Genomic DNA, 26,291 nt, shown 5'->3' on the forward strand with positions numbered 1-26,291 from the left:
CGAAACCGTTGTCACGTGTCTTCCGTCAATTGTCCGGATAGGCGAAACAATGCCTATCTGGATCAAGGCTCAAGGCCACACCCTGCCACATTTGAAAATGTGGCATTTTTTGTGCGCCATGTGGAACCAATGCTGCGAGAAAATTAACATTGGTCAACAGCTTAAGGGGTAGCAACAGGCCAAGGTGCCCGGAATCTACGAATCATCTATGGCAAATTTGACGAAAATGGCGGCGTTGCCACATTTCTGAATCCCCTAGCCGCCCGAAGATCACCCGGACCGGGGTTTTGCTGTCTGTTTTCAGCGGTTGGTGCCCAAGGTGAGACTCGAACTCACACGATGTTGCCATCGGGGGATTTTGAATCCCCTGCGTCTACCATTCCGCCACTTGGGCACGTCGCCTGATTTAACCCCAGCCAGCACCATCGTAAAGGCCCAGACGACGCAAATTCGCAGATCATCCTGCAAAATCATTGCATCACTTGCTTGGCCATGGTTTTTGCGGGGAAACCCGCAGTGCGCAGAGGAAACCGGATCATGCTTCGACGTCTGTACGATTGGACAATGGCGCAGGCTGACCATCCCCGCGCTCTTTATATATTGGCGCTGGTTGCTTTCATCGAGTCATCTGTCTTTCCGATTCCGCCTGACGTTCTCATGATCCCAATGATCCTCGCTGCACCGCATCGTGCCTGGCTGATTGCGCTGGTGGCGACAGTATCTTCGGTCGCCGGTGGTATGCTGGGTTACACAATTGGTGCGTTTTTCTACGACAGCCTTGGCGCGCCGATCCTAGAAGCGCTCGGAAAGACCGAGTCGATGGAGGCATTCAACGAACGCTTTAACGGTGTCGGGTTCTGGGCCGTGCTGACAGCAGGTGTAACCCCCTTCCCTTACAAGGTGATTACCATCATGTCCGGATGGACCGGCATGCCGCTGATGACCTTTATCGTGACATCCATCTGCGCGCGTGCCCTGCGCTTCTTTATAGTGGCGGCGCTTCTGCGCCAATTCGGGTCACCCATTCGTGACTTTATCGAACGCCGGTTGGGACTTGTCTTTATTGCCTTTGTGATCATCTTGCTGGCAGGCTTTTATGCGGTGAAGTACCTATGACCCAACAAAGATGGATTATGCTCGCCGCGACAGGTTCGGCTGCATTGATGATCGGCGCTCTGGCCTTTCAATACATCGGTGAAATGCCGCCGTGCAAACTGTGCTATTGGCAGCGCTATGGTCATATCGGTGCAATCGTCGCCGGGGTAATCGCCGTCTTTGTGCCCGCCACACTTGTAATTCTGCTCGGCGCAGCGGCTGTGTTCAGCTCGGCGGCTGTCGGTCTCTATCATGTTGGCGTTGAGCTTGGCCAATGGGAAGGCCCGGCCAGTTGCACGTCGCAAAGCATCTCCGGCCTCACCACCGAAGAGCTGATCAAACAAATCGAAGCGGCCCCCTTGGTGCGCTGTGACGAAATCCCGTGGGAAATGTTTGGCCTGTCCATGGCGGGCTGGAACATGGTCATTGCCTTTGCTTTGACCCTTGTTTGGCTCATCGCCTTGCGCAAAACGGCCGTCTGATACGATTTTGCGGGGTGATGCCCCGTGACAGCGGGCCTATCATCTGGCATCACAAGAATGAGAGCATGGAGCACAGGCGATGACCAACCGTTTGGCTATTATTCTGGGATTGCTGATCCTTGGCGCTGTCGCACTGGACTATGCCATGTACGGCTCTGAGCACTTTATTTTCCTCGGAAGAAAGATGTTCGTTCTGATGGACTGGCTGGCTTTCTGGCGATAGCGACAGGCTGCCCGAAGCGGCTTGACTTATTCGTCTGCATTTGATTGTTAGCGTTAACAGCTTCAACCAGGACGCGCGACAGACCCCTTTGGGTTTCATTTTTTACGCGCACCACCCCGCGATCAGAGGGAACACACCATGACAATCAAGGTAGCCATCAACGGATTTGGCCGCATCGGGCGCAATGTTCTGCGTGCCATTATCGAGTCCGGTCGGACCGATCTGGAAGTTGTCGCGATCAACGATCTTGGCCCCGTCGAAACAAATGCGCACCTGCTGCAGTTCGACTCGGTCCATGGGCGCTTTCCGGTCGAGGTCAGCCATACGGATGACAGCATTGACGTTGGCCGCGGCCCGATCCGCGTCACCGCCATCCGCAACCCAGCCGACCTGCCTTGGTCGGATGTGGATGTTGTCATGGAATGCACCGGTATCTTTACGTCCAAGGAAGCCTGCCAGGCGCATTTGGACAATGGCTCCAAGCGCGTTTTGATCTCGGCCCCTGGAAAGGACGCTGACGCAACGATCGTATTTGGCGTCAACGATGGCGTGCTGACCTCTGACCACACAGTCGTGTCCAACGCATCGTGCACCACCAACTGCCTGTCGCCCGTCGCAAAAGTTCTGAACGACGCCGTGGGTATCAAACGTGGCTTCATGACCACCGTGCACAGCTATACCGGTGACCAGCCGACGCTCGACACCATGCACAAGGACCTGTACCGCGCTCGTGCCGCCGCGATGTCGATGATCCCCACGTCAACGGGTGCGGCCAAGGCTGTTGGTCTGGTGCTGCCAGAACTCAATGGCAAGCTGGACGGTGTTGCGATCCGGGTTCCGACACCGAATGTATCGGTTGTCGACCTGACGTTCGAAGCCAACCGCGACACCACCGTCGAAGAAATCAACGCAGCCATCCACGCGGCCGCAGCCTCTGGCCCTCTCAAGGGCATTCTGGGCGTGACGGACCGCAAGCTGGTCTCAATGGATTTCAACCACGATCCGCACAGCTCGATCTTTGCGACCGACCAGACCAAGGTCATGGACGGCAACATGGTTCGTATCCTGACGTGGTATGACAACGAATGGGGCTTCTCCAACCGGATGTCGGATACGGCGGTCGCGATGGGCAAACTGATCTGAACCTCAGATCAGCCTGACAATGGGGCGCGAGCGACTTGATTGTCGCCGCGCCTTTTTTCTTGCCCGCAACCCTTCGGGCCGAGCCATGCATTTTTCGCAAAGCGGATCGATCCACACAGCAGTGGTGCTGCGGTGCAGCATGACTATGTTTGCGGTAACGGAAACAACAAGCGATGAAAGGAGATTACCATGTCGCTGACCATCTCCGGAATGCTGGACGCAATCGAAAAACGCGCCAAGTACCGCCGCACCGTTCAGGAAATCAAGGCGCTCCCTCTGGATGTGGCGCTGGATCTGGACATCTATCCGGGTGATGCAGAACGCATCGCAGCCCGCGCTGTCTATGGCAAAGGGTAACAGCAACCTTTGGCTGTAAACTCACGGACGAAAATTCGCCCGGGCAGGTTTTGCCCGGGCTTTGTATTTGTGATCCCTTTTGGATGGCTGATCAGCCGAAACGCTCAGTCAGGGCAGCTTGAACCGGGGGTGTCACGAACTTGCTGACATCGCCGCCCAGACGCGCGATTTCCTTGACCAGTTTCGACGCAATCGCCTGATGGCGCGCTTCGGCCATCAAGAACACCGTTTCGACACTGTCATCCAGTGCCCGGTTCATACCAACCATCTGGAATTCATACTCAAAATCGGCCACCGCCCGCAAACCGCGCACAATGATCTGTGCCCCTACATCTTTGGCGCAATCGATCAGCAGGTTTTCAAACGGATGGGCGACGATCTCGGTCCCGGTCTGTTCGGACAGTGAGACGCATTCCGCCTCGATCATGGCCACGCGTTCTTCGAGGGAAAACAACGGCCCCTTGTCGCGATTGATGGCAACACCGATCACCAATCGGTCCACCAACATGGCCGCCCTGCGGATAATGTCGATATGCCCGTGGGTAATCGGGTCAAAGGTGCCGGGATACAGGCCGATACGCATGAGGGTGTCCCCCTGTCTTCACTTGCCGCGCACGCAACAATATTGCGCAAGGGTTTGCAACCCCTGACATCTATTCTTTCTGCGACGCGGCGCCGCAATCGCACATTACCACTGGTTGGAAATCATGCCCTCAAGCGCGTCTTTTTCCATGGCCAGCTCGGACAGACGCGCCTTGACCACGTCGCCCAGAGTGATCAATCCCACCATCTTGCCGTCTTCGACAACCGGCATGTGGCGAAAACGGCCTTCGGTCATCCGCTGCAAAACAGTTTCGGCCTGATCGCCGCGCGTACAGGTCACCAGATCCGATGTCATAAGATCATCTACCGCCGCCGAAAGGCAGCTTGCGCCCTGCGTGGCAAGGGTTTTGACGATGTCACGCTCGGACAGAATACCAAGAGCGGTCTCACCATCCGGAGACACGATCACCGTACCGATCCGCTTGTCCGCAAGGATCTTGGCAGCGTCCGAAACGAGCGTGCCGGGTTTGACACTGACAACCGCATCGGCACCTTTGGAGTTGAGGATTTGCAGCACTTGCATTGGTTTAGGCCCTCCGTGGTAACGCGTGCGTGATGCTGCCTAGCGTCCACCCGTCAGTGGCCTTCTGTCAAGGGCGGCGTCTCAATCTTTGCCAATCAGGCCCCGGCCTGCCCTTCGAGCCGTTGCAGTTCTTCACGCAGTCCCTTGACCAAAGCGGCGGCAAAACGGTTCTGGCGTTCAAGGCGTTTATCGTCGGCATGACGCACCAGATAGAAGCTTCGGGTCAGGCTTACCTCGTCCACCAGAACGCGGCGCAAACGCGGCGCCAGAGGCAGTGCAAAATCATGTACAATTCCAAGCCCAGCACCATGACGCAGCCAGTGAAACTGAACGGAAACCGAATTCGAAGCCAGCCGCACATCACGCAGACCCAGTTCATCGAGATAGTCGAGCTCTTTGTCGAAAATCATGTCAGGGATATAGCCTACGAAGGGGTGCTGTGGCAGGTCTTCCACCCCAAGGATCGGCGGCGCCCGGTGGATGTAGTCGCGTGAGGCCGCGAGGTGCAGTTTGTAATCCGAAATTTTTTGCACCAACAGCCGCCCCGAAGTGGGCGGAGACACCGAGATGGCCATATCAGCCTCGCGGCGGGACAGGTTCACAACGCGTGGCAGGGCAACGATCTGGACGTCCAGATCAGGATTTTCTTCAACGATCGAAGCGCAAACCTGCGGCAAAAGGAAATTGGCGCAGCCGTCCGGCGCGCCGATCCGGATTTGTCCGGACAGCCCTTCGGCATGGCCCTGCACCGCTTCGCTGGCAAGGGAAAACGCCTGTTCGGCTTCTTCGGCGTGGCGCAGCATGCGGGTGCCCGCTTCGGTCAGGGCATAGCCCTGTGGGGACTTGGCGAACAAAGCTGTGCCCATGGTCTCTTCGAGGCGCGCAATCCGGCGGCCAACCGTGGCGGCATCCATGCGCAAAGCCCGACCGGCCGCAGACAGGCTGTCACCTCGGGCGACCGCCAAAAAAATGCGCATATCGTCCCAATGCAATCCCATGTTCGCTCCTTGTTGGCAGATCGACTAGATACCGCTAGGTAACCCAACCAGCCTTCCTTCAATTTGCCAAAGATTGCACGCTTTGCCCACAAAAACACCCCATATTGCGATCATTGGAGCTGGCCTTCAGGGCAGCCTTTGCGCATTGGCTCTGGCCGAACGCGGCGCACGCATTGCGCTGTTCGATGCGGCCGACGCACCGATGTCGCGGGCGAGCCTGTGGAACGAGGGGAAAATCCATCTCGGCTATATTTTTGCCAATGATGCGCCGGATCGCACCGCGCGTTTGATGGCGCGGGGCAGCGGTGCATTCAGTCAAGTCATCGCTCGCTATGCCAAAGTCAAAGATCTGCATCAAAACCTGTCGGCCCCTTTCGTCTATCGGGTGATGCCCGACAGCCTGCTGACGCCGGCGCAATTGAAAATGCGCTACGCCGCAATCGACAACGAAGTGTCTGCCCATTGCCAAGACTACCTCGGCCTTGGCCCCATTGCCCCTGCCCGCATTGTGGCGGAAGGCGAAGGTCAATCGTTGCATGGCGCTGTGGCGTTGTTCCAAACGCAAGAGCGCAGCATTGATCCGAACTATCTGGCAAGGATCATTCGCGCGGCCTTGAGGGACCATCCGGGCATTTCTTTGCACTGTTCAACCACGATCGAGGCGTTGCTGCCAAAAGCGGGCGCAGCGCCGGAACTGCGTCTGACAGACCAACGCATCGAAGGCCCATTCGATCACGTGATCAACGCAAGCTGGACGGACCTGCTCCGTCTGGATGCAGACATTATCCCAAGCCCGCAGCGTCCTTGGCTGTTTCGGCGCAAGGTCGCGCATTTCGTTGAAACCGATGAACCGCTGCCTGAGATTCAATCCACTACCATGGTTTTGGGCCCCTATGGCGATGTGGTCAGCTTTGATGGCGGGCGGCGGTTCTATCTGAGCTGGTATCCGGTCGGCTGTTTCGCACAGACCAATGCTTTGCGTCCGCCGGATGACTGGAACACACCGCTTGCACCGCCCAAGGCCGAAATGCACTTCGAAAACGCTTTGCATGAGCTGAGCCAAAGAGTGCCAGGAATGACCAAGCTGAAGCACGCGAACCGTCAGCACCGCAGCGAGGCTGGTGCAATCTTTTCCTGGGGTAGCGGCACAGTCGACCAGGCGGACAGCGAATTACATCAGCGTTTTGATGTGGGGCCCATGTCGCCGACGCCCTATTATCACAGAGTAGACACCGGCAAGCTGACCCTTGCGCCACTGTTCGCTGAGATTCTTGCCGATAGGCTGATACCACGATGACCACACCTCAAACGACGATTTGCATCCCCGCCTACAAGGCAGAAGGCTTTGTGCAGCAGGCGATCGAAAGTGCCTTGGCGCAAACAGACCCGGACATCAAAGTGATCATTTCCGTGGATCCGGCGGGCGATGGAACCGAAGCAATCTGCATGGGGTATGCAAATGACCCGCGTGTGACAGTTCGCATCAATGAAAAACGTTTGGGCTGGGTCGGGAACGCCAATGCCTGCCTTGATCTGATCGATACACCATTCTTTGCGTTTTGCTTTCATGACGACCGGCTTGATCCGGAGTTTGTTTCAAAACTGCGCGCGGTTCTGGAAGCCAACCCAACGGCGACGGCCGCCTTTGGTACAATCCAGTATTTTGGAAACCGCGATCATGTGGTCACCCAATCAGACCTAACCGGACCCGCAGCGCAACGCGCCGCAACGCGAATGACAGGCCAGGCAGGCAATGCCTATTCTCTCAAGAACCTGATGCGCAGCGGTCCGGTCAAAGCCGGTCTAAGAATGGCCGAGCTGCCTGAAGGCTACTTTGCCGATTGGCCATTCGCCATAGCCTACGCTCTGGCCGGGGAGTATCTGAGCGTCGAGGATCCGATCTACCGCAAACGCCTTTGGGATGCTTCGGTCACGGCGGGATGGCAACGTGTACCATTGAACGAGCGCATCAAGATGGAGATCGCGATGCGCCAAGAATTGATATCCGTGATCCAGACCAGCGATGCGCTGACATGGTCAGACAAGGCCGCGCTGACCGAGCTTGCCCTGACGCATATCTTTGGCCAACCTGCCAAAGATGAAAGCAGCGCCGCGCTACGGGATGCGATTGCCGGGCAGATCCCGGCGAAAATCCTCACTGGCCTGATGTCTGGACCCGCGACAGGGAATGAAACAAGCACTCTTGGACAAAAGCAAATTGCAGGTGAGATACTGCGGAACGCCCAGTTTGCAGCCCGGGACAAGGATCGCGTCGGCGCTGTTGCCGGTGCGCAAAAAGCCCTGAGGCGTAGCCCCGATTTGCCCGATGCGCATCTTATGGCGGGTCGATTGCTGCTAGCCCTGTCAGAACCCGGCACTGAGTCCGCCCAAGAGCATTTGCGGCAGGCGCTCGGCGCAAACCCCGACAACTGGCAGGCGCGGCTTGCCTTGACCCGTGCCTTGCTCCGCGCTGGTGCGCTGGACGAAGCCCGCACAACCGCCGAACCGCTCTCACGATTGGCGCCCTCCGATACACCGGGGCTGAAGCAAGTGATGAAACGGCTGGGGCTGGCCTAGTCGGAGCATCCGGAAGGCACCCGCAAATCTGCAAAGCTGATTTTTGAAACTGCGCCTTTCACTCGTATTTGCGCAAGGCTACTTTGCCCCAAACGCAAAAGGAGCGACCATGGAAGAGCTATATCACTTTATCGACGGCAAACGCGTCAAAGGCACGTCCGGCCGGTTTGCGGATGTCATGAACCCTGCAACAGGCGAAGTGCGGGCCCGCGTGCCACTCGCCAGCGTCGAGGAAATGGCCGCTGCGGTCGCTTCGGCCGCCGAAGCGCAGGTCGCATGGGGCGCCACGAACCCGCAGCGCCGCGCCCGCGTGATGATGAAATTCGGTGCGCTTATCAATGAATACATGGACGAACTGGCCGAACTGGTTAGCCGCGAACACGGCAAGACCCTGCCCGACGGCCGTGGCGACGTACAACGCGGACTGGAAGTGGTTGAAGTCTGCATGGGTGGCCCGTCGCTGCTCAAGGGTGAATTCACCGACGACGGCGGCCCGGGCATTGATCTTTACTCCATGCGTCAGCCGCTGGGTGTTGTGGCCGGCATCACACCGTTCAACTTCCCGGCCATGATCCCGCTTTGGAAGATGGCCCCTGCCCTGACCTGCGGCAATGCGATGATCCTGAAGCCGTCCGAGCGTTGCCCTTCAACCGCGCTTCGTCTTGCCGAATTGCTCCAGGAAGCGGGTCTGCCGGACGGAGTTCTGCAGATTGTGAACGGTGACAAAGAAGCTGTAGACGCGATCCTTGATGACGAAACCATTCAGGCCGTGGGCTTTGTCGGCTCAACGCCGATTGCGCAGTACATCTATGGCCGTGCGGCAAACAACGGCAAGCGGGCCCAGTGTTTTGGCGGTGCCAAGAACCACATGATCATCATGCCTGACGCCGATCTGGACAAGGCAGCCGATGCGCTGGTCGGCGCCGGTTTCGGCGCGGCTGGCGAACGCTGCATGGCGATTTCCGTGGCTGTTCCGGTTGGCAAGGAAACCGCCGATGGTCTGCGTGACCGTCTGGTTCCACGCATCGAAAAACTGAAAGTCGGCCCATACACCGCGAACGAAGACGTGGATTACGGTCCGGTTATCACGGCAGCCTCAAAGGCCCGCATCGAGGGTCTGATCGACAGCGGTGTGGATCAGGGCGCAGAGCTGGTTGTGGATGGTCGCGGCTTTAGCCTGCAGGGCTACGAAAACGGCTTTTTCGTTGGCCCAAGCTATTTTGACAACGTCACGCCCGACATGGAGATCTACAAAGAAGAGATCTTTGGCCCGGTTCTGAGCCAGGTCCGCACCGAGACCTACGAAGAAGCGCTTAAGCTGACCATGGACAACCCCTATGGCAACGGCACCGCGATCTTTACTGCCGATGGCGACACGGCGCGTGACTTTGCGCACCGCGTGAACGTCGGCATGGTTGGGATCAACTTCCCGATCCCGGTCCCGCTCAGCTATCATACCTTTGGCGGCTGGAAAAAATCCGCCTTTGGCGATCTGAATCAATACGGCCCCGACGCGTTCCGGTTCTACACAAAGACCAAAACCGTCACCGCGCGCTGGTTCTCGGGCATCAAGGAAGGCGGCGAATTCAACTTCAAAGCCATGGACTAATCACTGTTGCGGCGGCCTTTGGAAAAGGGCCGCCGCATATTTTGGCAAAGCCTGTGCAATCGGCTTTGACCGGCAATAAGCCAGCAGTCAGGCCAATTGATCCCGGCCTCACAGCACGCGGCAAGCGAAATTTGTTTTCAAAAAACACGTTTTAGGTGTAGCCCATGAGCGTCTTTTCGCCTATAGTGCGAGTGCGCCCATAGGAGAACACAATGCCAGCGCGATACTCCGTGCACCCAGAGATCAATGTCGTCTTTATCCGTTACGAAGGAACTGTCGAAACGGAAGAGGTCGTGGACGCTTACAAAGCCTATTGCGAAAGCGCGCAATACGATGCGGCGTACAATCACCTGATCGATATGTCTGGCGCCACAACGCTGAACATCGATTTCGCGCGCATGATATTTCTCGTGTCGCGGATCAGTGCACTTTCGACATTGCGCGCGACGGGATGCAAGACGGCACTCTTTGCCCCGGGCGATGTACAATTCGGGGTTGGCCGCATGTATCAGAGCATTGCCGAGGTCAAAGTCGACTTCGAGATCGGTGTGTTTCGCGCAAGCGATGAAAGCGTGACGTTTCTGGGTTTGAACCCGGACGACGTTTTGCCGGTTTGGCAAAACGCCTTTGAGGTCGCGCGCAACGCCTCTTGAAAACCGGCGCACATTGGCGCCCAATAGAGCCCTGACTTTCAGTTCGAGGGGACAATCCGTGACGGAACCTGCCTTTTCCATCGGAATCGAAGAAGAATACCTTCTGGTCGATCTCGACAGTCTTGCCCTCGCCGAAGCGCCAGAGAGCCTGATGCAGGCCTGCGCTGCTGAACTGGAAGGTCAGGTCAGCCCGGAGTTCCTGCAGTGTCAGATCGAGATCGGAACCAAGCCGTGTTCCGGCGTAACCGACGCCAGAGAAGAGCTGAAACGCCTGCGCAGCACCGTGGCGCGTTGCGCCAAGGCCCATAATCTGGCGCCAATCGCCGCATCCTGTCATCCCTTTGGCGACTGGAAGCAGCAGTCCCATACCGACAAAGACCGCTATAACGCGCTCAGCCGCGATCTTGGCGGGGTAGTGCGCCGTATGTTGATCTGTGGGATGCACGTGCATGTGGGGTTGGATGATGATCCACTACGGGTCGATCTGATGCGGCAGATGACCTATTTCCTGCCTCATCTATTGGCCCTGTCCACGTCATCGCCCTACTGGCAGGGGGACGACACCGGTTTGGCCAGCTACCGGCTGTCTGTCTTCGACAACCTGCCACGCACCGGCCTGCCGCCCCAGTTCGAAAGCTGGTCCGACTATGAGCGGTCAGTCCAAATTCTGGTCAATCTTGGCGTCATCGAAGACAGTTCCAAGATCTGGTGGGATTTGCGACCTTCTGCACGCTTCCCGACGCTGGAAACGCGGATCATGGATGTGCAGCCCCGCATCGAGGACACATTGACACTGGCAGCGTTAAACCAGTGCCTGTTGCGCATGCTCTGGCGTCTGCGTGTCAGCAATCAACGCTGGCGCATTTACGAGCCCTTCCTGATCGGTGAAAACCGGTGGCGCGCTCAGCGGTACGGCGTGGCCGAAGGCTTGATCGACTATGGTGCCGGCAAGATCGTTCCGATGCCCGACTTGATGAACGAACTTGTTGAGCTCTTGGAACAGGATGCTGGGATCCTGCGATGCCTGCCCGAGCTGGAAAACGCCCGCGCCATTGCGGTCCGGGGCAACGCAAGCAGCCGGCAACGCGCGGTGGCAGCGCAATCGGCCAAGGCAGGTGGCGATCAGGAAACCCAGATGCGGGCAGTTGTCAGCCACCTGATCGACGCGTTTCACGACGGTCTTTGAGCAATCCGCGCGCTAAAGGATGCGGCAATGCGGACTAGGGGAAACACGGCGCCAGCATCAGCCCGGCCGTTTCTGGCTGACCCAACATCAGGTTCGCGTTCTGAATAGCCTGCCCGGAACTTCCCTTGGTCAGGTTATCGAGGGCTGCGACAACGATCGTACGGCCAGAAATCCGATCACCCGTTACGCCGATATGGCAGAAGTTTGAGCCCCGCACGTGATGCGTGCTGGGCGTCTCACCCATCGGCAACACTTCGACAAACGGCTCTGATCCGTAGGCTTTGGCCAGAGTTTCATGCACGGTCGCGGCATCACCTTTGACATAGCAGGTGGCCAGAATACCCCGATTGAACGGGCCCAGATGAGGCGTGAACTGGATTTGCACCGGGCGCCCAGCGATAGCACTGAATTCCTGATCGAATTCGCCCAGATGCCTGTGGGTGCCGCCGACGGCATAGGCATTGGTGCCTTCAGACAGCTCCGCGTGCAGCAGGTTTTCCTTGAGCGAGCGACCCGCGCCGGAGACGCCGCATTGCAGGTCCAGTATGATCTCATCCAGATCAATCACCCCTGCCCCAATCAATGGCCGCAAGATGTACTGTCCCGTTGCCGCGTTGCATCCCGTTCCGGCAACCAGCCGCGCGCCGGAAATCTCATCACGGTAGAACTCGGTCAGGCCATAGACGGCCTCTTTTTGCATTTCGGGCGCGCTGTGCGGGTTGCCATACCATTTCGCATAGGCTTCTGGATCCCGCAGCCGGAAGTCCGCAGACAGATCAACGATCTTCACCGAGGCCGGCAATTGCGCGATGACTTCCTGACTGGTCTTGTGCGGCAAGGCACAAAAGCACAGGTCGATCTGATCAAAGTCGATCTGTTCCCATGTTACCAGATCAGGCAAGGTCAGATGGCGCAGATGCGGAAAGACAGCGGCCAGTGGCTGCCCCGCTTTGGAGTTTGCGGCCAGAGCCTTGATCTCAAACCCGGGATGGGTGGCGATCAGCCGGATGAGTTCAGCCCCGGTGTACCCCGAGGCGCCGATGATGGCGATGGAATGCGTCATGGTAAGATCCTGAAGTCTTTGGGCACTGTCGTGTCGATTTGTGCCAATTGGAGAACGTAAAAGAAGCCGCAGCACATTCGTGGCGGCAGGCGCATCATCGTCGCAGGGTTGTTGCGTATGGGGCGGTCATCATCGATCTCCTGATGGGCGCTCTATACGCCGCGGCGGCGCTTGGATCAATGGCGTTCTAGACGGGTGCCGCATCCTGAAAGGCAAAGGCGGCATTAGCCGCGCTCAACCTTTGGAATTTCTTGGCGCCAAAGCGGCGGTTTACGATTCCGGCGAAACGCTAAGCGCTTACAAATTCAATCTGACGTTTCAGGAATTGGGTCGCATGCCCAGAAACCTTTTTGGGATTTCCCGTGGTCAGGAATTGGCTTTGCTGACCTGATCCCAGCATATCAGGATGGCGCTCCAAATAGTCAGCCAGCGATTCAGCCACGAGGTTTGCCTGACTGTAAACTTTGACGTTTTCGCCCAATGCATCCTGAAAGATGTCCTGCATCAGTGGGTAATGGGTGCAGCCCAGAATGGCGGCCTCCGGTTCAGGCATTTTGCGTTTGAGCGCATCGACGTGGCTGCGGACAAGCGCCTCGGCAAGGATCATGTCACCTTCTTCGATGGCATCGACCAAGCCGCCACAGGCCTGTGCTTCGACATCGACGCCGATCGCGCGAAAGGCCAGCTCGCGCTGAAACGCCCGGCTGCGCACGGTTGCAGGCGTCGCAAAGAGCCCCACATGTTCAACCGCCACTTCGCGCGGCGGGGAATTATCGCCCCACTGCCGTTCGGTCAGTGCTTCGATCAGAGGCACAAAGACACCCAAGACCCGTTTGTCGCGCGGCACCCATCCTTCCTGCATGCGGCGCAGGGCCGCCGCCGAGGCGGTATTGCAGGCAAGAATGACCAGATCGCACCCCGCTTCGAACAGACGCTCGGTCGCCGAAACAGTCAGATCATAAACATCATCGGCATCGCGCACCCCATAGGGCGCATGGGCGCTGTCGGCGAAATAGACAAAGGGAACATCCGGCAGCCGCTTCGACACGGCATCCAGAACTGTCAGCCCGCCAAGTCCTGAATCAAATACACCTACTGCCATCTCAATTGCTCCTGCCCGGTCTCAATAAAGCCGTTTGCCTGTATCATCGCCGCTTTTGTGGCGGTCTTCAAACTCAAATCCGTAGTCCAGTGACTGCAAAGGCACCGGTGACAGCTCATAGGTCGAGTTGCGCAGGAAATCCATCATACCGCGTGGATCCTTGGCGAATTTTGCCATCACATCCGCCTCGATCGGGTCACCAATGACAACGCGTACCGGCGTGTCCACCCGTTTGCGGAATTCCTTGATGAGCAGCCCCATACGCAGCGTTGAATGCATGTGGCTGGCCAGTTGGAACAGACGCGACGTGTGGCCGTCAAAATAGATTGGCACCACCCGTGCACCGGATTTCGCGATCATCTTGGCCGTGAAGGTGCGCCAGCCGGGATCCATGGGACGGGCAAAAGGTTTGGCTGCCGTCGCAACAGTACCACCGGGAAACACACCGATGCAGCCGCCATCCGACAGGTAACGCAATGCCGCTTTGCGTGTCTGGATGTTCTGCTGCATGGCCTCTTTGGTTTCATCAAAACTGATAGGCAAAACGATGCGGTTCAGCTCTTCTGCCTTGCGAAAGACCGAATTGGCCAAAATCCGAAAGTCACCGCGGCGGACCGATAGGATGTGACCCAAAATCAATCCATCCAGAATGCCGTAAGGGTGGTTCGCGATAACGATCAAAGGACCTTCGGCAGGAATATTATCCAGACTGCCGGCCATCACCTCGAGTCCGAGGCCATAACGCTCGACCATCACTTCCCAAAAGTCGCGCCCCTGCGCCACTTCGTCGGCATAGCCGTCCGCCCGCTTGATCAGCCCCAAACGGCCTGTCGCATTTTCCATCAGACGGATCATGGCGCGGCCGCTGCGGGTCGACGCAGACCAGGAATAAGAAATATCGCGCGCAATTTCGCGGCGGTTTGGCATGGTTCGTCCTTTTGCGACTGCCCGTCTTCTAACCCAGCCGGGTAAATCAGACGAGAGGTTCCCGCAAGAAGGTAAAGCCATTGTGACCATCGTGGTTTTGAAAGGCTCTCAGATTGATCAATCCAAAGGCAACGCATAGGGTGCCGCTGGATCAGTCGGGGGTCGATTTGGACAAGGTATTCTATCTGGGGCTGGGCGGACAGAAATGCGGCTCAAGCTGGATGCAAGCCTATCTGGCGCGCCAATCCGGGTCTGATTTCGGCCGTCTGGGCGAATATCAGGTCTGGGAAGCCGACCTCGGCTCGGTATTTTCCCGCTACCGCGTTCCAAAGCCCGGTTTTGCTGGTGCTGTCAAAGGCGCACTGAAACGGCGATTGGGGCTGGCCATGCCGCGCGACTATCTGCGCTGGCGCATGCAGACCGACCGCGACGAATACTTTGACTATTTTGCGGGACTGCTCGGAAAACCCGGCATCACCCGGACGGGGGATATCACACCCTCTTACGCGGCTTTGCCTGCGACCATGCTGGCCGGCATCCGCGATGGGTTCGAAGCACGCGGCATACCGACACGGGCCTTTTTCGCCATGCGCGATCCTGTTGCCCGGCTGCGATCGCATATGCGTATGGACCAGCAAAAAGGGTATATCGACAGCTCCGAAAACGAGGCCGAGGACATGCGCAGCTTTTTCGCGGGCCCCGAGGCGGCCGCGCGCATGCGCTATGATCTCACTCTGGCGGCGATGGAACAGAGCTTTGCCCCGGAGGCGCGATACATTTGCCTGTTTGAGGAAATGTTCACCCCTGCCGGGGTTGCGGCGTTTTCAGACTTTGCCGAGGTGCCTGCCGACCCGCAGGCAGGCAGCCAGCAGGTCAATGCACGCGGCTCAGGCAGTGCACCCCTGCCCGAGGAGCTGGAACAACAGATCGCCCTGCACTACCGCCCTGTGTACGAAGCGGTGGCCCGGCGTCTACCGCAGATTACGACGCTCTGGCCCTCGGCGCGCTGGGTGCTTACCAGCGCATAAGCCCTGCCGTTACGAGCTGCTCTGCGCTCTCAAAACGCTGCGAATTCGGCCCCAGAAATCCGCCATCACCTGACTGCATCGCATCGAGCAAGGCCCGGTAGTACCGATACTTCGAAGCGCCATTGGCATGGGCGCCCCAGCGTGTGGCGCGGTCGATCTTGTCCGCGAATTGCGCCGTGAATACGAAATGCGCAACACAGAGCAAAACATCCGGTGACGGCGGAAGATTTCCATAGTGCGAGCCGGTCAGACGGCTCTGTGCGTCCCGGCGTACCAGCGGCGTCTTGTGACGTGGGGACTTTTGAAAACTCTGCGCCTTCTTGGCACGTTTCGGCATCCAGATACGGTGCCATCCCTTGCGTTCCAGCTTTGGCTTGATCTCGTAGTGGTCAAACAGACGCGCAGTCTTTGATTGCCCCATCAACATGGGTTGTTCACCGGGAACGAGCTGAACAAGCTGTTCAGCTTCGAAATAGGGATATGCGGCGATCAAATCGTCAAAATCCACAGGCATTTCGCCCTGCAAACCACTGGCATCCTTCGGAAAAAACTCGACCACCGAGGCGACCGCCGATGGCGATTGCGCCGCCGTCAAACGATCAATCACCTGCGCCATAGAGGACACCCCCGGCGGCAGGATCAGGAATTCGTCGGCATCCACATAGCCGACAAACTGCCCGTCAAAAAACAGATGTGGCAAGGCGATCTTAAAGTAGGTCCCCACCCGTTCCAACCGCGACTGACCTTCGGGATCGCAATAGTGAATTTCCTGTCCAAAGCTAAGGTCAGAGTGCATCACGACGCAGTCCTGCTGGTCGCGCAGGTATTCAAACGAGCCATCGTCAGAGGCGTCATCCCAGATCAGGAATTGTTCAAATCCAATTTCGCGATGATGGGCAAGCCACGCCGGAAGAAAGGCCATCTCGTTCTTCATGGTTGAGAACAAGGTCAGGCGCTGCGGATCGGGTGTGCCATGCACAACCTGCGCCAACTGCCCTGCGTCTTCCATGGTGTAGCTTGGGTGTCCCACCGTTCCGAACCTTGTCTCGCCGGGCATCGTGCCCTGTATGTCTTTGCCAAACTTAAGTGAATTTGCCCAGCCCAGTTCAGCGTGCGGTACGCGCATAACCGGCAATGACAAAACCAAAAGATGTGTTACCCTTCATTAACTAATTTCAAACGTGTATTTCCAGAAAGGTGTGCCAATGATCAAAACCATGGTTACCAGCGCTTTTGCCGCGCTTTGCACAATGGCAGGTGCCGCCCATGCCGAATCCGTTCACGCGGCTTGGGCACAGGTTATGGGGTCAGATGGCCCGATCACCAAAGCGCATGGCGAGATGCCCCTGAACCTGTCGCTGAGGTTTATTACCGATCAGCAAAGCTGCCCCAGCTATAAAATCCGCGCACAAAAGGCAGATGGATCGCAACAGACCCTGAGCCCAGCCTGGATCATGCGCAGCAATCGACCCGCGTCGCAGTTCGATGAGGTGACCGTATGCCAAACGAACATGGACGAAGATTGGGTGGCTGCGGCGCTTCTGGACAACGCCGGCCAGCCCGTCACCTCGCCTGATGGCACTGCTGTAACACTGGCCGGCGCCAGCCGCGCAACTGGGGCTGCACCGCGCGTGGTGGTTTTCGGTGATACCGGATGCCGGGGGTTGATCCTCAATTCCGGTTCCGGATCCCGGTTCAAACAGGACTGTGCAAAGATCGGCACAATCAAACAGTTAAAACCCGAAACCCGTTTTTTCTTTGCCGAAATCGCCGCGCTGGCGATGCAGAAAAACCCCGATATCGCGATCCATCTGGGCGACTACCGCTATGATCAGGAAAGCATCCGGGATTGGGACAACTGGAACAGTGATTTCTTTTCCCGTACGGCCAACGGCCCCTTGTTGCAGGTGCCTTGGGCCTTTGTGCGCGGCAATCACGAAACCTGCGACCGGGCGGGCCACGGTTGGTACTTTTTCTTTGGGCCAAACGACTCGTCCATCACCTGCAGCGGAATGGATCGACGGCTGGTGACATCGTGGTATTTCGAAATGCGCGATACCAGCCTTGCCCCCACTGCGCCGCACCGTTTTGTCATTGTCGGCACGGGACCGAGCGTCTCGAGGAAAACACTACCAGATACGCTCGACTGCACCGCAATCACAAAGAAGACAGGATTTCTGTCCGATCAGGAATTGTGGGAACAGGCGATTTGCGAGTTCAAAACCGCGCTTGGCTGGACGCAGGACAAAACCACGAAAGGCCTGCCAATCCACACAACTTTTGTGATGCATCGTCCAATCTGGGGGCTTGATACATCCGGGTTCCATCCCAAACAGGTCGACAGACACGTGGGCGAAGCGCTCGCGGCTGCGCTGGCGCAGGGGGCCGCGCCGGAATGTCAGGGTTACAACGACACCGGCAAAGTCGGGGCTTGCGGGCTGCGATCCGTGCTGGCGGCGCATGAACACATGTTCACCAATGTCGTCTTCCGTGACAACGCGCTGCCGCAGCAGATCGTGGTGGGCAACAGCGGTGTGAAACTCGACGGGCCACCGGGACAATATTTCAACCCGTCAACCGGCCTGTCATTTCGTCCTTGCAAGGTGCCAGATATGGACAGCCGCGGTTTGCACCATCGACGCCACGATGGCTATGCGATGGAATATCGTGGCCGGATGCCCAAAACGCTGGGCGAAGACGCCTTTGGCTTTTTGCTGCTGACGCGCAATCACTTGGCGACTTCCGGCTGGGATGGCACGGCCTTTTATCAGGACGGTCAGTCCCAGAGCCTGAGCACCGCCAAAGATATCGCGAGCTTTGGCAAGCTGGACGATTGTCACCGACCTTGACCAAAACAAAAAAGGCCGCCCTGCTGGACGGCCTTTTCGTTTGTCGCGGGTCGTACCCGCAAAAGCTTAACGCTTGGAGAACTGGAAGCTCCGGCGCGCCTTGCGCTTACCGTACTTCTTACGTTCAACAACACGGCTGTCGCGTGTCAGGAAGCCAGCAGCTTTCAGAGCACCGCGCAGCGATGGATCGTACAGCTGCAGCGCTTTGGAGATGCCGTGCTTGACTGCACCGGCCTGACCGGAAAGACCGCCGCCTTTAACGGTGGCGTAGACGTCGAACTGGTCCTCGACACCGGCAACCGAAAACGGCTGGCGCAGGATCATCTGCAAAACCGGACGTGCGAAGTAGACGTTCATTTCCTTGCCATTCACGCTGACCTTGCCGGAGCCCGGCTTGATCCAGACGCGGGCGACCGCATCTTTACGCTTGCCCGTTGCATAGGAACGGCCCAGTTCATCGCGAACCGGCTCGCGCGGGGCGGCCATTTCAACAGGTGCATCGACGGTTTCAACACCGGCTGCGGCACCCAGCTCTTCCAGAGAATTGATCTGATCGGCCATGATTAAACCCGCGTGTTTTTCTTGTTCATCGATTTCACATCCAGCACTTCAGGCGCCTGCGCCTCATGTGGATGCTCGGCACCGGCGTAAACGCGCAGGTTGGTCATAACCTTGCGCGACAAACGGTTGCCCGGCAGCATGCGCTTGACCGCCTGGGTCACAACGCGCTCGGGGTGCTTGCCCTCGAGGATCTGCTCTTTGGTGCGGGACTTGATGCCGCCCGGGTGGCCGGTGTGCCAGTAGAAGTGTTCCTGACGCTTGTTGCCTGTCAGCTGCACTTTGTCCGCGTTCACAACGATAACGTTGTCGCCGCAGTCCATGTGTGGCGTGAAGGACGGCTTGTGCTTGCCGCGCAGGCGCATCGCAACGATCGAGGCCAGACGACCAAGAACAACGCCCTCGGCGTCGATCACGATCCACTTTTTCTCGATGTCTGCGGGTGTCGCAGAATAGGTTTTCATGGGTCTGTTTCCGTTTTCGTAAATCAGGCCGCGCATTTCTGCCCGGCCGTGGTAACTGATGGCGCGGTTATATACGCGGTGCTTTTCCAGTCAAGCGCGACAATCCCAAAATAATTAAGCAAAATCATATACTTAAAATTACGGTATTATTTTACCCCAGTAAATTCGGAGGTCATGGGATCAGTTTCTGCACGTAACCGGGCAAAGCAAAGGCCGCCTGATGCACATCGGGCGTATAGTAATCCGGCTCCAGCCCGGATTTGGCAAAGCGTTCTTGCAGTTCGCAGAGCGATACAGATCGGGCTGTGCTGTCCGTCCCCCAGCCAAATGCCATTGGCCCACCAGCATAGGTCGGAATGGTGGCCAGATAGCAGGTCGCGTCGTCAAACAGCGCCTGAAACGCCCGCATTGTCCCAGTCAGCTCATCACCCTGCATAAAGGGAACACCGTTTTGTGTGACCATGATCCCGCCCGCGGCCATGGCTCGCTTGGCGTGCCCATAGAAGGTATCGGTGAATAGAACCTCCCCCGGCCCGATCGGGTCGGTTGAGTCGATAATGATCACGTCAAACTCTTCGCCTTCGGCATTGCGCATGAAATCTGCGCCGTCAGCAATCACCAGATCCAGACGGGGATCTTCAAACGCGCCTTGCGACAGCATCGGCAGATACCGCTTGGAGAATTCGACGACACCGGCATCGATTTCCACCATCGTCACCTGCTCGACCGATGAATGGCGCAGAACTTCGCGCGCCATCCCGCCATCACCACCGCCGACGATACAGACCCGCTTGGCCGCGCCATGCGCAAGGATCGGAACATGGGTCATCATCTCATGGTAGATAAAATTGTCGCCTTCGGTGGTCTGAACCACATCGTCCAGCGTCAGGATTCGACCGAAACGCGCGTTTTCGAAAACCCGCAGGCGCTGATGTTCCGTGGCACTGTCAAACAGCGTTTCATCTGCGCGCAGTGTTTGCGCCCAGCCATCGTGAAGCGGCTCACGGATCCATTCGGACATGCGTGTCTCCTCTACGGCATAAGGCCCGGTCAAAACGGGCCGTTCATTCAGGATAGGTTTTTCGGGAATTGCGGGGATTATCCGGGGATAAGCCCTTCACCGCGTTTGAGTTCACGGACGCGAATGTCAGCCGTCTCAAACGCCTTGGCCAATACATCGACAGCCTTCCAGGGCTGCGCATCACCACACATGAACACGTCGAACGCGCCATAGCCGATTTCGGGCCAAGTGTGCACCGAGATGTGCGACTCGGCCAGAACGGCCACGCCGCTCACGCCTTGAGGGCTGAACTTGTGCGTGTGAATGTGCAAAAGCGTGGCGCCACAGGCATCCACGCAGTCACGAAAGGCCTGTTGAATACGCGCTTCGTCATCCAGCCCCGCGCCCTCGACCACTTCGATAATCAGATGCGTTCCGGCAAAGACAGCGCCATCGCGCCGCACGAAATGATCGTCGCGATCCGTGTTTTCAACAGAGTTTGGGGCAATTACGGGATCGCAGCTCTGTGCGAGACCCCGTTTGGTGTCTTCCTCTTGGGCGCCTGTTGCCAGACCGTACCCCAGTTGGAAGAGGTCGATGTCTTTCATGACATTCCTCCTTCAATCCAGCAGTAGCGTTCCAGTCGGCCCTTAGCGCCCCCCGAAGAAGAACTGCGGGTTAGGATCGGGTCCGAAAGTGCGGCCCAATTAGGGGGCAATGCTGACTCGTTCAAGGATTATTTTCAACGACGTTGCCAGGACAGGTGGTCCGTCGCTGTCGGCAGGCCCGGTACAATGTACCAAGTTCGCGGCGGACATTGTACCAAGTACATTCAAAAAGCGGGAAAAACCCAAAAATCGGAGGCGGGAGAGTGGGCCGCCCCCGAAGTTATCTGACAAACGCAGGGATTTACGACTGCCAGAATGGTTTCGATGCTTCACGCCGTGCCTGAGCAGGGGAAACACCAATATCGTCCAACAAATATTGGTCCAGATGCGAGAGACTTTGGCGGGTGCGCGCGCGTTCATGGCACTTGACCGCAAACGCAACCACACGCAGCGCCGCCGTTGCCAGGATCGGCAGGCGTGGGGCATCAGCCAGATAGGCCAGAGCGGGGTTCATTGCGGTCTGTGTCATGACGGTCTCCTTCAATTGTATTGACACAATATCAATTCATTCGGTACAAAATTAAGTACAATCAAAAATCGTACCGGTCTATGGAAACATTGTTATGGATACAATTTCAGAGCGTTATGAATCGCAGCCTTCGGGCCCAAAGTACCGGGCGCTTGCGATCGCGATCCGTGAAGCCGTTTCCGAAAAAGAATTGCCGGTCGGTCAGAAGCTGCCGCCGGTGCGCGATCTTGCCTGGCGATTGCAGATAACGCCCGGAACAGTGGCCCGCGCCTATACGATCCTTACGGATGAAGGCACGCTCATGGCCGAGGTCGGACGCGGAACCTATGTGGCTGATCCGGTCAAGCGCCCCCGCCCCCTTCTGCCCGAAGCTCCGTGGCCCACGGTTCAAACCAGCGATCCCGATGCGCCTATCAGCTTTGTCTCGCCAAAACTGCCGGATCATGGCCAATGCGATATGGTGCGGCAGGCTTTTGCGCAGGTCGCCATGCATCCGGCGGACCGCCTGATGAACTATCCCAGCCGGAGCGGTTTCAAACCCGCGCGCGAAGCCGCGTTGAATTGGCTGGCTGACACGCCGCTGGGTGCGGTCAGTCAAGACGATCTGGTACTGTCACATGGCGGGCAAAACGGCATTGGACTGGTGATGCAGGCCTGTTTGCGGGGCACAAAACCGGTGGTTCTGGTCGAAGAGCTGTCCTACCCGGGATTTCGACGCGCCGCTGAATTGATCCGCGCCGAAGTCATCGATGTGCCCATGGATGACAAGGGAATCATTCCAGACGCTCTGGACGAATTGGCGCGCCGCTATGATGCGCAACTGCTTTGCACTTCGCCCGAAGTGCACAACCCTACCGTTCTGGTCACACCGCAGTCACGACGCGAAGAAATCGCACGCGTCGCCCGGCGGCGCGGCTTTCATGTCGCCGAAGACGATTGCTATCGGATCGGCGCACGCACGGGCCAAAGCTATCGAGCCCTGCTGCCACAGCAAGGTTGGCATGTGGCTTCCATTTCGAAGTCCATCACCCCTGCCCTGCGGATCGGCTTTGTCGTCGCGCCGGACGGTTGGCAATCTGAATTGCGCCGCGTTGCCGAACACGGTTTTTTCGGATTGGCCCAACCCTTGGCCGATGTCGCAACACAAGTGCTGACCAGCCCGGATCTGGATCGGGTGCTGGATGCCGTGCGGGCCGACTATGCCCGCTACATCCGAAGTGCCGTAAACGTGCTGGGCAGTTACGATCTGACATGGAGACAGGATGTGCCGTTCCTTTGGTTGTCATTGCCACAGGGTTGGCGGGCCGTGTCCTTTGTGCGCGCTGCCGAACGTGTCGGCGTGCAATTACGGGCGGCCGATGAATTCGCCCTGCGCGACAAACGCACCCCCCATGCCGTACGCATTGCGATCAATGCGCAGGTGTCGCTGGAACAGTTCGATCAGGCCATGCACCGCCTGCGGGATCTGTTGGACAATCCACCTGAATCCATCGCGATCTGACAACACCCTTGGCCGGATCAGACCGCGCCAAAGAGGTGGTCAGTCAGAGCGGTCAGCGGCGCGTCCTCCAGTCGCTCAATTGTCGCGGCAATGGCCCTGGCCCGTTCCGGACCCAACACAGGGTCCGCCAATTCATGATATTTTTCAGACAGTTCCGCTTCGCTTGGCGGAACATCCGGATCCCATCGCGGTTGATGCCAATCGCTAACCAGATTGCGCCCGTCGCGCAGCGCCAGGGTCACGCGGGCCAGCCGCGTTTCGGGGAAAACTGCATTGGCCTGCTCGGACTCCGTCATGCGCAATCCACGCGACAGCCGCAGGATTTCCGGATCATGCAGGGCAGCACCATCCAGATCGGCAGGCGCGACCCTGCCCCGCACCATGGCCACGGCACAGGGAAAGGATGTTGAATACTGCGCCTCTTCAGTGGTTTTCGGCTCTGCGGTAGCCAGCCTGATTGCCTCGTGAAAGCTTTCGACCGTGATTTCGGCAATGTCGGCGGACTGCAATCCATGCGCCGACCGCAGTGCCAGAATGGCTTCCACCGGAGCCTGCGCCCAACGGCAAACCGGATAGGGTTTGAAATACTGCTGCAAGATCAACCAACTGTCGCCCAAATCTCCCCAGTACTCCGGAGCTTGCTCAGCGATCAGTGACGGCGCTCCGGTAAAGCCGCGCGCGGCCAACTGTACCGCAGACACAGCCGCCATCGCCCCATAGCCTGACCCGTCTTTGAGCATGGTTGGATGATCAATGCAGCGCATCATCTGGCTGCGCGGGCCATGGTATTCCGCGATCCCGAGCGCGTGCCGCGCAGGTTCGGTTGACAGGCCCATCAGCCGAGCACCCGCCGCAGCGCCCGCAACCGCCCCCCATGAGCCTGATGTATGATAGTCAGGCGCGGTTGCGTGCTGCGCCGCCGCAGCGCGCGCCCCAAACTCATAGCCCGCCACCAGAGCAGTCATGAATTCCCGGCCGGATACCTGTTTGAGATGCCCAAGGACCAGCAAGACCGGTAGCAAAGGGCAACCAACGTGACCCTTGGACGGATTGTATCCGTCATGGCCGTCCAAACTGTCGATTGTCATGCCCATCGCCATGGCTGCAGCTGCGGGCGCGGCGCTGCGGTGATCAAACATCATCGGCATTTCGCCGGGCAAATCGAACGCGGCATGGTCACGGATGATCGCGCTTAGATTGGTGTTCAAACCGCCTGCCGCAACGCCGATCAGATCCCTCAGGCACTGGCGCGCCCTGATCCGGACCGGCTCCGGCAGAGTGTCCCAGTCGAGCTGGGCTATGAAATCCAGACTGTGCATACCTTAGCCTAACGCCTGCACCCGTCCTGCCTAGACGACCACCGACCACAAATGTCGCGGATAGACACAGAATGGCGTTCTGCACGGATTGACCCACGCGGGCTTGCAGGCCATGACTTTTGTCATGACACAGACACCTGCCCCCCGTTTCGACGGCTCTTTCACCCAGCAAGAACCCATCCCGCAGGTTGGCATCGAAGCTGCATTGCGGGTTTTGCAATCGGGCCGCATTCACCGCTACAACACCGCGCCTGACGAGTTGTCGGAAACAGCGTTGCTGGAACAGGAATTTGCCGCCCAGACCGGCGCGCGATTTTGTCTGGCCGCAGCCTCTGGTGGTTATGCGCTGGGATGCGCGCTGCGGGCCTGCGGGCTAGAGCCGGGCGAAGCGGTTCTGACAAACGCCTTTACACTGGCCCCGGTTCCGGGCGCGATTGCAGGCGCCGGTGGCAAACCGGTCTTTGTCGGCGTGACCGAAAACCTGACGATTGATCTCGATGATCTGGAGGCCAAGGCCGATCAGGCCCGTTTTCTGATGCTGTCGCATATGCGCGGCCATCTGTGCGACATGGATCGCCTGATGCAGATCTGTGATGCTGCCGGGATCACAGTCATCGAAGACTGCGCCCACACCATGGGCGCGGCTTGGCGCGGCAAGGCCTCCGGCCGCTTTGGGGCTGTAGGCTGCTTTTCGACCCAGACTTACAAACACGTCAATTCCGGCGAAGGTGGTTTCCTGATCACCGACGACGAAGAGATCGCTGCCCGGGCAATCATGCTATCGGGCAGCTACATGCTCTATGAACGGCACCTTGCTGCGCCTGATCCACAGGTCTTTGAACAGGTCAAATACGTTACGCCCAATATGTCCGGACGCATGGACAACCTCAGGGCTGCCATTCTGCGTCCGCAGATCGCGGATTTGCCCGCACAGGTCACGCGGTGGAATGAACGCTATGACACGGTTGAGGCCGGCCTGCGCGGAACGCCCGGCCTGACGCTGGCAGAACGCCCCGACGAAGAAACCTATGTCGGATCATCCATCCAGTTTCTGTTGCTCGATTGGGACAAAGCTGCGGTAGACGATGTGATCCGGCGCTGCGCGGCGCGCGGCGTTGAACTCAAATGGTTTGGCGGCGCGGAACCCGTCGGATTCACGTCACGCTATGACAGCTGGCGTTATGCGCAATCGTCCCCCATGCCCGCCAGTGATCGCATACTGGCCTCGATCGTGGACATGCGTCTGCCTTTGACCTTCAGTCTGGACGATTGCAGGCTGATCGCCGACATCATCCGCTCCGAGGTATCGGCGGTTTTTCAGGCCGCAGCCTGACACCGGACAGAAAAAGGCCCCTTCCGTCTGAGGAAGAGGCCTTGCGGGATCGGGCCGGACATTGGGACAGAGAGCGGGCCTTGATCCCGGGGGCAGCCTGCGCGTGAGGGACCAGTACGCGTCTGGCTGCAGGGAGGATCAGATCAGCCCTGGATCGCGGCGAGCGGGATGCCCTTTACCGTGCAGGACCATGCGGCTGTGACGTCACCGCCGATGACAATCGAATTTGTGGTGTACTGCGAGCTGCCTTGCTTGAAGCAATCCATTTCGGTGCGGAACGCGGTGTTCCAGTCGCCGTTGCCGTACATCTGGGTGGCTTCGATCACCCAAGCCCGAACGGCTTCGACCGTCGCGTATGTCTGGGTTTCGCCAAAGCCGATGGCTGTGATGATTTCGACAGTTTCTGCCTGTGCAGCGGATGTAACGCCAAGAGCGCCAGCAGCAACGGTCAGAGCAATCAGTGCGGTTTTTGCAAAAGTGGTCATTGGTTTATTCCTTTAAAAAGTGTTCAGTTTTGTAACTTGCAGTGTTGGGGAAGTTCCCCGGCGATCAGCTTTGCCG

General features: G+C 58.1%; 28 protein-coding genes and 1 tRNA gene. 14 read left to right on the forward strand and 15 right to left on the reverse strand.

Annotated elements, in window-relative coordinates:
• Window positions 1-308: 308 nt before the first annotated feature.
• Window positions 309-394 (reverse strand) — tRNA-Leu (locus tag PFY00_RS07015).
• A gap of 143 nt (window positions 395-537) precedes the next feature.
• On the opposite strand from PFY00_RS07015, the gene PFY00_RS07020 reads away from it, so the two are divergent.
• The 5 genes from PFY00_RS07020 to PFY00_RS07040 all read left to right on the forward strand — a co-directional run bounded on the left by PFY00_RS07020 (window position 538) and on the right by PFY00_RS07040 (window position 3,300).
• Window positions 538-1,116, forward strand: a complete 579-nt coding sequence (locus PFY00_RS07020) for a YqaA family protein (protein WP_271431822.1) — start codon at window positions 538-540, stop codon at window positions 1,114-1,116.
• Window positions 1,113-1,577: a disulfide bond formation protein B gene (locus tag PFY00_RS07025; protein WP_271431823.1), complete on the forward strand. Its 465-nt coding sequence runs from the start codon at window positions 1,113-1,115 to the stop codon at window positions 1,575-1,577. The genes PFY00_RS07020 and PFY00_RS07025 overlap by 4 nt, the downstream gene beginning before the upstream one ends.
• A 79-nt stretch (window positions 1,578-1,656) precedes the next feature.
• Entirely contained in the window at window positions 1,657-1,800 is a 144-nt protein-coding gene (locus PFY00_RS07030) for a hypothetical protein (RefSeq protein ID WP_271431824.1), read from the forward strand.
• 138 nt (window positions 1,801-1,938) lie between these two features.
• Complete coding sequence (gene gap, locus PFY00_RS07035) at window positions 1,939-2,943, forward strand: type I glyceraldehyde-3-phosphate dehydrogenase (protein ID WP_271431825.1); 1,005 nt, start codon at window positions 1,939-1,941, stop codon at window positions 2,941-2,943.
• A 189-nt stretch (window positions 2,944-3,132) separates the two neighbouring features.
• Entirely contained in the window at window positions 3,133-3,300 is a 168-nt protein-coding gene (locus PFY00_RS07040) for a hypothetical protein (RefSeq protein WP_271431826.1), read from the forward strand.
• 91 nt (window positions 3,301-3,391) lie between these two features.
• On the opposite strand, the gene coaD is transcribed toward PFY00_RS07040, so the two are convergent.
• The 3 genes from coaD to PFY00_RS07055 form a co-directional block, all read right to left on the reverse strand.
• Entirely contained in the window at window positions 3,392-3,883 is a 492-nt protein-coding gene (gene coaD / locus PFY00_RS07045; RefSeq protein ID WP_271431827.1) for a pantetheine-phosphate adenylyltransferase, read from the reverse strand.
• A 105-nt stretch (window positions 3,884-3,988) separates the two neighbouring features.
• Complete coding sequence (locus PFY00_RS07050; protein WP_271431828.1) at window positions 3,989-4,426, reverse strand: CBS domain-containing protein; 438 nt, start codon at window positions 4,424-4,426, stop codon at window positions 3,989-3,991.
• A gap of 95 nt (window positions 4,427-4,521) precedes the next feature.
• Entirely contained in the window at window positions 4,522-5,424 is a 903-nt protein-coding gene (locus PFY00_RS07055) for a LysR family transcriptional regulator (RefSeq protein WP_271431829.1), read from the reverse strand.
• 82 nt (window positions 5,425-5,506) lie between these two features.
• Here PFY00_RS07055 and PFY00_RS07060 point away from each other — a divergent pair, with 82 nt between their 5' ends.
• The 5 genes from PFY00_RS07060 (at window position 5,507) to PFY00_RS07080 (ending at window position 11,449) form a co-directional block, all read left to right on the forward strand.
• On the forward strand, window positions 5,507-6,721 hold the full coding sequence (locus tag PFY00_RS07060; RefSeq protein WP_271431830.1) for an FAD-dependent oxidoreductase: 1,215 nt from the start codon (window positions 5,507-5,509) through the stop codon (window positions 6,719-6,721).
• Window positions 6,718-8,001, forward strand: coding sequence for a glycosyltransferase (locus PFY00_RS07065; RefSeq protein WP_271431831.1), 1,284 nt, complete (start codon window positions 6,718-6,720; stop codon window positions 7,999-8,001). The genes PFY00_RS07060 and PFY00_RS07065 overlap by 4 nt, the downstream gene beginning before the upstream one ends.
• Before the next feature lie 109 nt (window positions 8,002-8,110).
• Window positions 8,111-9,610, forward strand: a complete 1,500-nt coding sequence (locus tag PFY00_RS07070; RefSeq protein ID WP_271431832.1) for a CoA-acylating methylmalonate-semialdehyde dehydrogenase — start codon at window positions 8,111-8,113, stop codon at window positions 9,608-9,610.
• Window positions 9,611-9,822: 212 nt separating this feature from the next.
• Window positions 9,823-10,263 carry a hypothetical protein gene (locus PFY00_RS07075; protein WP_271431833.1) on the forward strand — a complete coding sequence of 147 codons (441 nt, stop codon included), beginning with the start codon at window positions 9,823-9,825 and terminating at the stop codon, window positions 10,261-10,263.
• Window positions 10,264-10,321: 58 nt separating this feature from the next.
• Entirely contained in the window at window positions 10,322-11,449 is a 1,128-nt protein-coding gene (locus PFY00_RS07080) for a carboxylate-amine ligase (RefSeq protein WP_271431834.1), read from the forward strand.
• Window positions 11,450-11,483: 34 nt separating this feature from the next.
• Here the strand turns inward: PFY00_RS07080 and argC are convergent, their stop codons facing one another.
• The 3 genes from argC to PFY00_RS07095 form a co-directional block, all read right to left on the reverse strand.
• Complete coding sequence (argC, locus tag PFY00_RS07085; RefSeq protein ID WP_271431835.1) at window positions 11,484-12,512, reverse strand: N-acetyl-gamma-glutamyl-phosphate reductase; 1,029 nt, start codon at window positions 12,510-12,512, stop codon at window positions 11,484-11,486.
• A gap of 289 nt (window positions 12,513-12,801) precedes the next feature.
• Entirely contained in the window at window positions 12,802-13,614 is an 813-nt protein-coding gene (murI, locus tag PFY00_RS07090; protein ID WP_271431836.1) for a glutamate racemase, read from the reverse strand.
• Window positions 13,615-13,635: 21 nt separating this feature from the next.
• A complete protein-coding gene (locus tag PFY00_RS07095; RefSeq protein WP_271431837.1) occupies window positions 13,636-14,541 on the reverse strand; it encodes a lysophospholipid acyltransferase family protein in 906 nt (301 codons plus the stop codon).
• Between the two features lie 113 nt (window positions 14,542-14,654).
• Between PFY00_RS07095 and PFY00_RS07100 the strand changes: the two genes are divergently transcribed.
• A complete protein-coding gene (locus PFY00_RS07100; protein ID WP_271431838.1) occupies window positions 14,655-15,569 on the forward strand; it encodes a sulfotransferase family protein in 915 nt (304 codons plus the stop codon).
• On the opposite strand, the gene PFY00_RS07105 is transcribed toward PFY00_RS07100, so the two are convergent.
• Entirely contained in the window at window positions 15,556-16,695 is a 1,140-nt protein-coding gene (locus PFY00_RS07105) for a glycosyltransferase family 2 protein (RefSeq protein ID WP_271431839.1), read from the reverse strand. The genes PFY00_RS07100 and PFY00_RS07105 overlap by 14 nt on opposite strands.
• Before the next feature lie 79 nt (window positions 16,696-16,774).
• Between PFY00_RS07105 and PFY00_RS07110 the strand changes: the two genes are divergently transcribed.
• Entirely contained in the window at window positions 16,775-18,418 is a 1,644-nt protein-coding gene (locus tag PFY00_RS07110; RefSeq protein ID WP_271431840.1) for a metallophosphoesterase, read from the forward strand.
• A gap of 66 nt (window positions 18,419-18,484) precedes the next feature.
• Here PFY00_RS07110 and rpsI read toward each other — a convergent pair whose 3' ends face one another.
• The 5 genes from rpsI to PFY00_RS07135 form a co-directional block, all read right to left on the reverse strand.
• Window positions 18,485-18,979 carry a 30S ribosomal protein S9 gene (gene rpsI / locus PFY00_RS07115; protein ID WP_271431841.1) on the reverse strand — a complete coding sequence of 165 codons (495 nt, stop codon included), beginning with the start codon at window positions 18,977-18,979 and terminating at the stop codon, window positions 18,485-18,487.
• A gap of 2 nt (window positions 18,980-18,981) precedes the next feature.
• Entirely contained in the window at window positions 18,982-19,440 is a 459-nt protein-coding gene (gene rplM / locus PFY00_RS07120; RefSeq protein WP_271431842.1) for a 50S ribosomal protein L13, read from the reverse strand.
• 172 nt (window positions 19,441-19,612) lie between these two features.
• Window positions 19,613-20,461 carry a polyamine aminopropyltransferase gene (gene speE / locus PFY00_RS07125; protein WP_271431843.1) on the reverse strand — a complete coding sequence of 283 codons (849 nt, stop codon included), beginning with the start codon at window positions 20,459-20,461 and terminating at the stop codon, window positions 19,613-19,615.
• 77 nt (window positions 20,462-20,538) lie between these two features.
• A complete protein-coding gene (speD, locus tag PFY00_RS07130) occupies window positions 20,539-21,048 on the reverse strand; it encodes an adenosylmethionine decarboxylase (protein WP_271431844.1) in 510 nt (169 codons plus the stop codon).
• A 301-nt stretch (window positions 21,049-21,349) separates the two neighbouring features.
• The gene (locus PFY00_RS07135) at window positions 21,350-21,577 is read right to left on the reverse strand and encodes a DUF1127 domain-containing protein (RefSeq protein WP_271431845.1); all 228 of its coding nucleotides are present in this window, start codon (window positions 21,575-21,577) and stop codon (window positions 21,350-21,352) included.
• A gap of 94 nt (window positions 21,578-21,671) precedes the next feature.
• On the opposite strand from PFY00_RS07135, the gene PFY00_RS07140 reads away from it, so the two are divergent.
• Window positions 21,672-23,078 (forward strand): aminotransferase-like domain-containing protein, encoded by a 1,407-nt coding sequence (locus tag PFY00_RS07140; RefSeq protein ID WP_271431846.1) that lies wholly within the window; start codon window positions 21,672-21,674, stop codon window positions 23,076-23,078.
• A 17-nt stretch (window positions 23,079-23,095) separates the two neighbouring features.
• On the opposite strand, the gene PFY00_RS07145 is transcribed toward PFY00_RS07140, so the two are convergent.
• Window positions 23,096-24,397, reverse strand: coding sequence for an MmgE/PrpD family protein (locus tag PFY00_RS07145; protein WP_271431847.1), 1,302 nt, complete (start codon window positions 24,395-24,397; stop codon window positions 23,096-23,098).
• Between the two features lie 124 nt (window positions 24,398-24,521).
• Between PFY00_RS07145 and PFY00_RS07150 the strand changes: the two genes are divergently transcribed.
• A complete protein-coding gene (locus PFY00_RS07150; RefSeq protein WP_271431848.1) occupies window positions 24,522-25,730 on the forward strand; it encodes a DegT/DnrJ/EryC1/StrS family aminotransferase in 1,209 nt (402 codons plus the stop codon).
• 143 nt (window positions 25,731-25,873) lie between these two features.
• Here the strand turns inward: PFY00_RS07150 and PFY00_RS07155 are convergent, their stop codons facing one another.
• Entirely contained in the window at window positions 25,874-26,215 is a 342-nt protein-coding gene (locus PFY00_RS07155) for a hypothetical protein (RefSeq protein WP_271431849.1), read from the reverse strand.
• Between the last annotated feature and the right edge of the window lie 76 nt (window positions 26,216-26,291).

Source organism: Thalassococcus lentus (assembly GCF_028023555.1).
Taxonomy (GTDB): Bacteria; Pseudomonadota; Alphaproteobacteria; order Rhodobacterales; family Rhodobacteraceae; genus Thalassococcus_A; species Thalassococcus_A lentus.

Bases quoted from the DNA above. Each gene is read 5' to 3' on its own strand.
- rpsI (WP_271431841.1), bottom strand. From the start codon at position 18,979: ATGGCCGATCAGATCAATTCTCTGGAAGAGCTGGGTGCCGCAGCCGGT.
- PFY00_RS07150 (WP_271431848.1), top strand. From the start codon at position 24,522: ATGACACAGACACCTGCCCCCCGTTTCGACGGCTCTTTCACCCAGCAA.
- PFY00_RS07055 (WP_271431829.1), bottom strand. From the start codon at position 5,424: ATGGGATTGCATTGGGACGATATGCGCATTTTTTTGGCGGTCGCCCGA.
- gap (WP_271431825.1), top strand. From the start codon at position 1,939: ATGACAATCAAGGTAGCCATCAACGGATTTGGCCGCATCGGGCGCAAT.
- PFY00_RS07075 (WP_271431833.1), top strand. From the start codon at position 9,823: ATGCCAGCGCGATACTCCGTGCACCCAGAGATCAATGTCGTCTTTATC.
- PFY00_RS07025 (WP_271431823.1), top strand. From the start codon at position 1,113: ATGACCCAACAAAGATGGATTATGCTCGCCGCGACAGGTTCGGCTGCA.
- PFY00_RS07040 (WP_271431826.1), top strand. From the start codon at position 3,133: ATGTCGCTGACCATCTCCGGAATGCTGGACGCAATCGAAAAACGCGCC.
- PFY00_RS07070 (WP_271431832.1), top strand. From the start codon at position 8,111: ATGGAAGAGCTATATCACTTTATCGACGGCAAACGCGTCAAAGGCACG.
- argC (WP_271431835.1), bottom strand. From the start codon at position 12,512: ATGACGCATTCCATCGCCATCATCGGCGCCTCGGGGTACACCGGGGCT.
- PFY00_RS07050 (WP_271431828.1), bottom strand. From the start codon at position 4,426: ATGCAAGTGCTGCAAATCCTCAACTCCAAAGGTGCCGATGCGGTTGTC.
- PFY00_RS07145 (WP_271431847.1), bottom strand. From the start codon at position 24,397: ATGCACAGTCTGGATTTCATAGCCCAGCTCGACTGGGACACTCTGCCG.
- PFY00_RS07105 (WP_271431839.1), bottom strand. From the start codon at position 16,695: ATGCGCGTACCGCACGCTGAACTGGGCTGGGCAAATTCACTTAAGTTT.
- speD (WP_271431844.1), bottom strand. From the start codon at position 21,048: ATGAAAGACATCGACCTCTTCCAACTGGGGTACGGTCTGGCAACAGGC.
- PFY00_RS07020 (WP_271431822.1), top strand. From the start codon at position 538: ATGCTTCGACGTCTGTACGATTGGACAATGGCGCAGGCTGACCATCCC.
- PFY00_RS07095 (WP_271431837.1), bottom strand. From the start codon at position 14,541: ATGCCAAACCGCCGCGAAATTGCGCGCGATATTTCTTATTCCTGGTCT.
- PFY00_RS07135 (WP_271431845.1), bottom strand. From the start codon at position 21,577: ATGACACAGACCGCAATGAACCCCGCTCTGGCCTATCTGGCTGATGCC.
- murI (WP_271431836.1), bottom strand. From the start codon at position 13,614: ATGGCAGTAGGTGTATTTGATTCAGGACTTGGCGGGCTGACAGTTCTG.
- PFY00_RS07030 (WP_271431824.1), top strand. From the start codon at position 1,657: ATGACCAACCGTTTGGCTATTATTCTGGGATTGCTGATCCTTGGCGCT.
- rplM (WP_271431842.1), bottom strand. From the start codon at position 19,440: ATGAAAACCTATTCTGCGACACCCGCAGACATCGAGAAAAAGTGGATC.
- PFY00_RS07140 (WP_271431846.1), top strand. From the start codon at position 21,672: ATGGATACAATTTCAGAGCGTTATGAATCGCAGCCTTCGGGCCCAAAG.
- PFY00_RS07110 (WP_271431840.1), top strand. From the start codon at position 16,775: ATGATCAAAACCATGGTTACCAGCGCTTTTGCCGCGCTTTGCACAATG.
- PFY00_RS07065 (WP_271431831.1), top strand. From the start codon at position 6,718: ATGACCACACCTCAAACGACGATTTGCATCCCCGCCTACAAGGCAGAA.
- speE (WP_271431843.1), bottom strand. From the start codon at position 20,461: ATGTCCGAATGGATCCGTGAGCCGCTTCACGATGGCTGGGCGCAAACA.
- coaD (WP_271431827.1), bottom strand. From the start codon at position 3,883: ATGCGTATCGGCCTGTATCCCGGCACCTTTGACCCGATTACCCACGGG.
- PFY00_RS07155 (WP_271431849.1), bottom strand. From the start codon at position 26,215: ATGACCACTTTTGCAAAAACCGCACTGATTGCTCTGACCGTTGCTGCT.